Source organism: Photobacterium sp. R1 (genome assembly GCF_054600795.1).
On sequence record NZ_BAAHZP010000060.1, the window covers coordinates 1 to 554 of the forward strand.

General features: G+C 53.8%; 1 protein-coding gene. It reads left to right on the plus strand.

What is annotated here, in order from left to right:
* The coding region (locus ACYP03_RS23935) for an FAD-dependent oxidoreductase (protein ID WP_459782354.1) at positions 1-554 on the plus strand (554 nt) is incomplete at both ends.

Here is a 554-nt window from a genome sequence, read left to right on the forward strand (position 1 = left end):
GACGGAAATGCGCCGGATGCAGGATCTGCTGACACGCTGCCGTGAAAACGGCATTGAGGTCGAAATGCTGGATCAGGCACAGCTGCGGGAAAGAGAGCCGAACATCAGCGGCCTGGGAGCGCTATTTGTCCGGGCAACCAGCATAGTGGATTACCGGCAGGTCACTGAACATATGGCCAGCAATTTTACCGCTTCAGGCGGAAAAACGGCCCTGAATACACTAGTAACAGACATCATCGAGCACGGCGATCACATCGCACTGACCTGCAGCCTGAGTAACGCAACCAGTGCCGGTTCTTTTTTTGTCAAAGGCCGTTTTCTGGTGTGTTGCGGCGGGTTAATGGCCGATCGCCTGACCAGAATGATGGGGCTGAAGACAGATTTTCAGATCATCCCCTACCGCGGAGAATATTACCGTCTGGCAGCCAGACATAATCAGATTGTCCGCCACCTTATCTATCCGATCCCCGATCCTGCACTGCCCTTTTTAGGTGTTCACCTGACCCGCATGATAGATGGCTCTGTCACGGTTGGCCCAAATGCAGTACAGGGAT